This is a genomic window from Megasphaera sp. DJF_B143, assembly GCF_900320625.1.
Classification (GTDB): Bacteria; Bacillota; Negativicutes; order Veillonellales; family Megasphaeraceae; genus Megasphaera; species Megasphaera hexanoica.
Genome location: NZ_ONTA01000249.1, coordinates 1 through 5,879, shown reverse-complemented (window position 1 = coordinate 5,879; position 5,879 = coordinate 1). Strand labels below are relative to the sequence as shown.

The 5,879-nt window shown below is 48.2% G+C and carries 6 protein-coding genes and 1 pseudogene; 2 read left to right on the top strand and 5 right to left on the bottom strand.

Features of this window, described 5'->3' with window-relative positions; genetic code table 11:
• A partial coding sequence (gene deoD / locus DBO31_RS07340) for a purine-nucleoside phosphorylase (protein ID WP_150824825.1) occupies window positions 1-545 on the bottom strand: 545 nt, incomplete at its 3' end.
• Window positions 546-708: 163 nt separating this feature from the next.
• On the opposite strand from deoD, the gene DBO31_RS07335 reads away from it, so the two are divergent.
• Window positions 709-1,665 (top strand): NAD(P)H-dependent glycerol-3-phosphate dehydrogenase, encoded by a 957-nt coding sequence (locus DBO31_RS07335; RefSeq protein ID WP_059076216.1) that lies wholly within the window; start codon window positions 709-711, stop codon window positions 1,663-1,665.
• 111 nt (window positions 1,666-1,776) lie between these two features.
• Here the strand turns inward: DBO31_RS07335 and DBO31_RS07330 are convergent, their stop codons facing one another.
• Window positions 1,777-2,526, bottom strand: a complete 750-nt coding sequence (locus DBO31_RS07330; protein WP_150824824.1) for a hypothetical protein — start codon at window positions 2,524-2,526, stop codon at window positions 1,777-1,779.
• Between the two features lie 82 nt (window positions 2,527-2,608).
• Window positions 2,609-3,142, bottom strand: a complete 534-nt coding sequence (locus DBO31_RS07325; protein ID WP_150824823.1) for a DUF2148 domain-containing protein — start codon at window positions 3,140-3,142, stop codon at window positions 2,609-2,611.
• 213 nt (window positions 3,143-3,355) lie between these two features.
• Between DBO31_RS07325 and DBO31_RS07320 the strand changes: the two genes are divergently transcribed.
• Window positions 3,356-4,678 carry a hemolysin family protein gene (locus tag DBO31_RS07320; protein WP_234995433.1) on the top strand — a complete coding sequence of 441 codons (1,323 nt, stop codon included), beginning with the start codon at window positions 3,356-3,358 and terminating at the stop codon, window positions 4,676-4,678.
• A 19-nt stretch (window positions 4,679-4,697) separates the two neighbouring features.
• On the opposite strand, the gene DBO31_RS07315 is transcribed toward DBO31_RS07320, so the two are convergent.
• Both DBO31_RS07315 and DBO31_RS07310 read right to left on the bottom strand, forming a co-directional pair.
• The gene (locus DBO31_RS07315; protein ID WP_150824822.1) at window positions 4,698-5,504 is read right to left on the bottom strand and encodes a hypothetical protein; all 807 of its coding nucleotides are present in this window, start codon (window positions 5,502-5,504) and stop codon (window positions 4,698-4,700) included.
• 26 nt (window positions 5,505-5,530) lie between these two features.
• Window positions 5,531-5,879, bottom strand: a pseudogene (locus DBO31_RS07310) (DNA topoisomerase IV subunit B); the annotation flags it as partial.

Below are 5,879 nucleotides of genomic sequence, written 5' to 3'. Positions count from 1 at the left end.
GTTTCCATTTCTACGGCCATAATGCCATAATCGGTGAGTTTTTTATTATCGATTTCTTCATCATAAAACCTGTCTACGGAGACGATATTGCCGACGCGGACCGAAAGGTTATGTTCTCTGGCTTTTTCATAGGCTGTGCGGAGAAGGTCAAAATCAGCCAGAGGAGCATAGTTGATGGCCGGGCCAAAGATATTTCGGATAATCGATGAATCCGTCGTCGCTCCCTGGGCGATGAGAACATCGCGAAGCTGGATATCTTCCCGCATGGCACCGCATGTACCGACGCGGATCAATTTCGTTACACCGTAACTTTCAAGGAGTTCATGGACGTAAATAGAAATAGACGGAATCCCCATACCCGTTCCCATGACAGAAACACGCTGCCCTTTATAGGTGCCGGTATATCCCAGGATATTTCGCACCCTGTTAAAGCACCGGGCGCCTTCCAAAAAGGTTTCAGCAATATATTTTGCCCGCAAAGGATCTCCGGGAAGTAATATACGGTCTGCAATCTCTCCATCTCTGGCTTCAATATGTAAACTCATAATAAGGACTCCTTTCGTCGTTCAGAAATGTCTACATACGTATTGTATCATGAATCCTATGCCCTGCCTAATTTTAACCTGCTTATGATTCATGGTATAATATAAAAGTACAGGGATATATCCTGTTATGTCGAATATTGTATCATCCGGAGGTTTTCTCTTTATGAATATTACTGTCTTAGGCTGTGGCCGCTGGGGAACTTTTCATGCCTGGTATGCTCACCGCATTGGCCATAATGTCACTCTCTGGGGCCGTCCCGGTTCTCCCCATCTGGCAGAACTTATTTCACAACGTCAGAATGAATACCTTCATATGCCTCTTGACATTGCTCTTACGGCCGACCTGACCGCCGCCCTGGCCGGTGCCGATATCGTCATTATCAGTATCAGCGCCCAGCAGCTGCGCAGTCTGGCCAAACAGATCAGGGCTACGCGCCTGACCCACATGCCCTTCGTCCTTTGCATGAAAGGATTGGAAACAGGGTCAGGTAAGAGACTTTCTACAATCATGAAAGAAGAACTGGGCGAAGACGCACGTACTGTCGTATGGGTGGGTCCGGGTCATGTACAGGATTTCCTTTCCGGTATGCCGAATTGCATGGTCATGGCATCAGATAATAAAGAACGGACACGGCGCATTGCCGATATTTTTAGCAGTCCCCTGATCCGCTTTTATTATGGCACAGATCTATTAGGCACGGAAATCGGTGCAGCCGCTAAAAATGTCTATGGCATCGCTGCCGGCATGCTCGACGGGTTCCACTACAGCAGCCTCAAAGGCGCTCTCATGGCCAGAGGTACCCATGAATTATCCCGGCTCGTCGCCGCTATGGGAGGCAGTGCCATGACCGTATACGGCCTGAGCCACCTGGGAGACTACGAAGCGACTCTTTTTTCCCAGCACAGCAACAATCGGCGGTTCGGTGAAGATTTCATTTTACAGAAACCATTTCATAAATTAGCCGAAGGAGTATATACCTGTGAAGCACTCATGGATTTATCGGCTCAATGGCAGGTAGAGCTGCCTATTACACAGGCTATTTATGATATCCTTTTCCAGCACAAAGATCCGGCAGAAGAACTGCGTACGCTCTTCCTTCGTTCCCAGAAAGAAGAATAAGTCCCGGATTACGGTCATAAAGAACAGGCTGTCGCATAAAGCAGTATTTGCTTCATGCAGCAGCCTGTTTTTATAATGCACAGAAACTATATCCAACGGTATACAAATATCTTATTCCGTCTTTTCTATAGTGACCGTCGTGCCATTGTCTGTTGTAACTTTGGATGTCGTATCCGGAGCCGTTTCTTTCTGTTCCGGCGCATTATGTTCCGCTATCGTCTTGGCATCAGCCGGACTGACAGGAGCAACGACCGGTGTAGGTGCTGGTTCCTGTGTAGAGGTATTCTGTGAAGCCTGTGCTGTTCCATCCACGGTAGTTGCTGTACCGCCTGCTACTGCCGCCGCTGCCGCCGCTCCATTGTCATCGGCTACGACACCAGCCCAGATAGAAATGATTTTGCCATTTTCTACACCGAAACTATATCCGCCAAACGCATTGGGCAGGGACGGATTGGGTTCCATAGCGTAATGATAGTAGGTGACGCCATTGACTTCCCCTTTTCTTTCGCAGGGGCCGTATTTTTCTGTAATGACGGCTTCATCCATACCGACGCCGACACCAGCCGGCGTATTCAGTCCATTATGCCCTGAAGAAAGGACAGTAAAAACAGTGCTGACATCAGAAGGATTCGATGTAACGATAAAAGAATTGCCATAGGTGTAGGTTGCCTGCGTCGGCGTATCAAAATTCGTTGAATCAGGCTGGCCATAAAGGCTCTTCATATAACGGACAGCCGAGCCGGGACCGATGCCACCGACAAGGACCTGGTCATATGGTATAGCAGCCAGACAGACCGAGGCGCTCATAACGGCTCCTGTAACGAGAATACATACTTTTTTCAAAATCTGCTGAAACTTCATGATACTTCCTTCTTTCCCTGTATTTCAATCCGTATCTAGTATAGCAGATACAGAAAAAATGTGAACTATCAGTTTATACTTTTTACCGGTCAAAAAAGGGATCCTTTCCAGAAACGGATATGGCAATACCCAGCCACTTATATTCACAACCATAGGGCATTTCACCTGCCGCTTTTCCAATAGACGCATAAATCCGGCTGTCGGTCAGCTCCCGGTGTGCCGCCAGCGCAGCGGAAGACAAGGCAATGCCCAGATCGACGTAGATATACGCACAATTGCCACCGGCTTCCCGGCAGCTGCCGCAATCGCCAAAATCACAGAAATTACAGTGAGCCAGGCCGCGGTAGCTTTTTTCAATACCGATGAGAACTACGGCGTCGGCCTGCCGTACATTGCCTGCATCCCGTCCATACCAGTGCTGCCAGGAATCACCAAAATATTTCTTTCCGATTTCTTCCATTTTATCAGCCAGCGCATCCTTTTCTTCTCCCGTAACGACCAGCGTATGGATACCATCAATATGCCGCGTTTTCGGCGCTGTCCTGGCTGCTGCACACATGCGGGCCGCCGTTTCCAGAACGGCTTTTTTTTCCATTTCATCCCCTGTATAAATCATCGCCTATCATCCTCCTTGAAATAATGTTTCTTTTTCTATCATACCAGAGTCTGCCCCGGCCTGCCAGTATAGACCAGAATAATGAAACGGAATGTTTCCGCTATCACCTTGCCTAAACAGAATAAACACGTTATAATACTCATCAAATACCCATATTTTGAATTTAAAAAGGAGTTGCTATCAGATTTGGATGTCTCGCTAGGGGAACAATTTATGGTCATCGTATTGCTCATCATCGGGAATGGCATTTTTTCTATGCTGGAAATGTCCATCGTCAGCTGTAGTCAGGCCCGTCTGGAGGCTTTGGTAGAGGAAGGAAACAATTCTGCCCGTATTGTCATCCGGTTGCGGGAAAACCCGAATAAAATGTTTTCTACCGTACAATTCGGCATGACTCTGGTCAGCCTGCTCACCGGTGTCTATGGCGGTACAGCCATGGCAGAGCCCATGTCCCACTCTCTCATAGACCTCTATCCGCCTATAGCTCCTTATGCCTACTCAGTTAGCCTGACAACGCTGGTCATTGCCATTACCTATCTGACATTGATTCTGGGAGAACTGGTTCCTAAACGTCTGGCTATTGATAATCCAGAACGGATTGCCTGTTTTCTGGCCCGCCCCATGTTATATTTTTCTTCTCTCTGTACACCGCTGGTATGGTTTCTGTCTGCTTCGACGGCAGCCGTTATGAAACTCATGGGGGCCGGTCATCCACAAAAGAAACCCGTCACAGAAGACGAAATCAAGCTGCTCCTCGAACAGGGAGCCGAGCTGGGTGCCTTTGCCAAAGAAGAGCCGGAACTGGTAGACCGCGTATTCCGTCTCGGCGATATGGATGTAAGCGATATCATGACTAACCGTACCCAGGTGGACTGGATTGATTTGGAAGATCCGGAAGAAACGGTCATCCGAGAAATGTTAGATTGCCATCATCTAATCATGCCGGTAGGGCGTGGGTCACTCGACGATTTTGTCGGCGTCGTATCCATTACCGATGTTTTTGGCAAATATCACGCTTCCGTCCTTAAACAGCATACACCGTCGATGATACAGATTCTGGAGGACAGCCTGCGCCGGCCTATCTATGTTCCCGAATCGATGGATATTATGAAAGTCGTCCAGACTTTCCGCGAACACGGTGTCCATGAAGCGGTGGTCCTCGATGAATATGGCAGCCTGAGCGGCATCGTCACGCTCCATGACATTCTGGAAGAACTACTGGGAATCATGCCTGCCGGTGAAGAGGAAAAGCAGGAAGAAGCCAACCGCATCATCCGCCGGGGCCCCGGCGAATGGCTCATGGAAGGTCTGCTCACAATCGAAGAATTTAAAGATTTCTTTGACCTCGATGAAGACCTTCCCGGAGAAGAAGACGATTTATACAAAACACTGGCCGGATTCGTTACGTATAAAATAGGCCGTATCCCTACCGAAACGGATACATGCAGCTGGAAAAACTTCACTTTTGAAGTCATGGATATGGATAATCTCCGCGTCGATAAAATTCTGGTAACAAAAAAAGAGACCGCTGAATGAGCGGTCTCAATTTTTTTTATCATACCCAGATTCCAATGCCGCCGTGGCCATGGTGATGCCATCCGCCGCCCCATCCGACACCGATACCGATGCCAATCGGCCTGCGTCCGGAATCGTGATTCGATGAATCAGCAGGCTCAATGACTTTAACGGTCCGGGTAATGGTACGTACCGTGTTACCCATGCGTAAATCGATAACAAGGTCTGCCTTCCCTTCCGATTTAGACACGATATTCATTTTTTCAGAAATATCGGCTACAGAAGGATTCAGACTGGTAATTTTGATATCATAGGGCAGTCGTCCCGGCATGCGGACGCGCAGGATGCCATAGCTTCCCATCGGTATTTTACCTGGATATACCGTCACTTCTGCCTTATCGAGCAACTTTTCCGGCGTTCCCAGAATGAGTACGGCATCATCATTATCCTGTAATTTCCAGACACAGGAATCATCTTTAGCGACAAAATAACTGCCTATAAGGATGTGACTGTCCGTATCATATGCTTTGACACTATAGAAATAGTCACCGGTAAGATTTTTTTCTACCCGGTAATAGTATCGTCCCGTATCTTGTGGGAGTCCTGTCTTTTCACGGGAAATTCCCTCAACAGCTCCTGTGACGGCATCATATACGCGGCCCGATGTAACATAATACTTGTTTGTATTTTTCATATGTACAGCCGGATCGGTAATGACGACCGGCTGTGTCTGTTCTGCCACAGACGGTGCCGCCTCAGCCGGCAACACCGTACCAGACGCCAGCACAGAAAGCGTACAGGCGCACCACAGCGCTGTGCAAAGACTTACATGCCAAATTCGTTTCATCAGACATCCCCCCTCAAGGAAATCTCTTACAAATCCAGATTGCGGACTTTCTTTGCATTTTCTTCAATAAATTTACGACGCGGTTCCACCTTATCTCCCATGAGGACGGAGAAAATCTTATCGGCTTCTACAGCGTCTTCCAGGTGTACCTTGAGCATAGTGCGATTCGCCGGATCCATCGTCGTTTCCCAGAGCTGTTCCGGATTCATTTCACCCAACCCTTTGTACCGCTGTACGACAACCGAGCTGTCTTTTCCCAATTCTTCCAACTTGGCATTCATCGCTTCATCCGTATAGAGATACCATACCTGTTTTCCCTTGCGTACCTGGTATAACGGCGGCTGGGCAATATATACATGGCCCTGTTCAATCAGC

What these genes read in the sequence shown, in the direction of transcription:
- DBO31_RS07335 (WP_059076216.1), top strand. Translation starts at nt 709, where the DNA reads ATGAATATTACTGTCTTAGGCTGTGGCCGCTGGGGAACTTTTCATGCC.
- DBO31_RS07330 (WP_150824824.1), bottom strand. Translation starts at nt 2,526, where the DNA reads ATGAAGTTTCAGCAGATTTTGAAAAAAGTATGTATTCTCGTTACAGGA.
- DBO31_RS07325 (WP_150824823.1), bottom strand. Translation starts at nt 3,142, where the DNA reads ATGATTTATACAGGGGATGAAATGGAAAAAAAAGCCGTTCTGGAAACG.
- DBO31_RS07320 (WP_234995433.1), top strand. Translation starts at nt 3,356, where the DNA reads ATGGTCATCGTATTGCTCATCATCGGGAATGGCATTTTTTCTATGCTG.
- DBO31_RS07315 (WP_150824822.1), bottom strand. Translation starts at nt 5,504, where the DNA reads ATGAAACGAATTTGGCATGTAAGTCTTTGCACAGCGCTGTGGTGCGCC.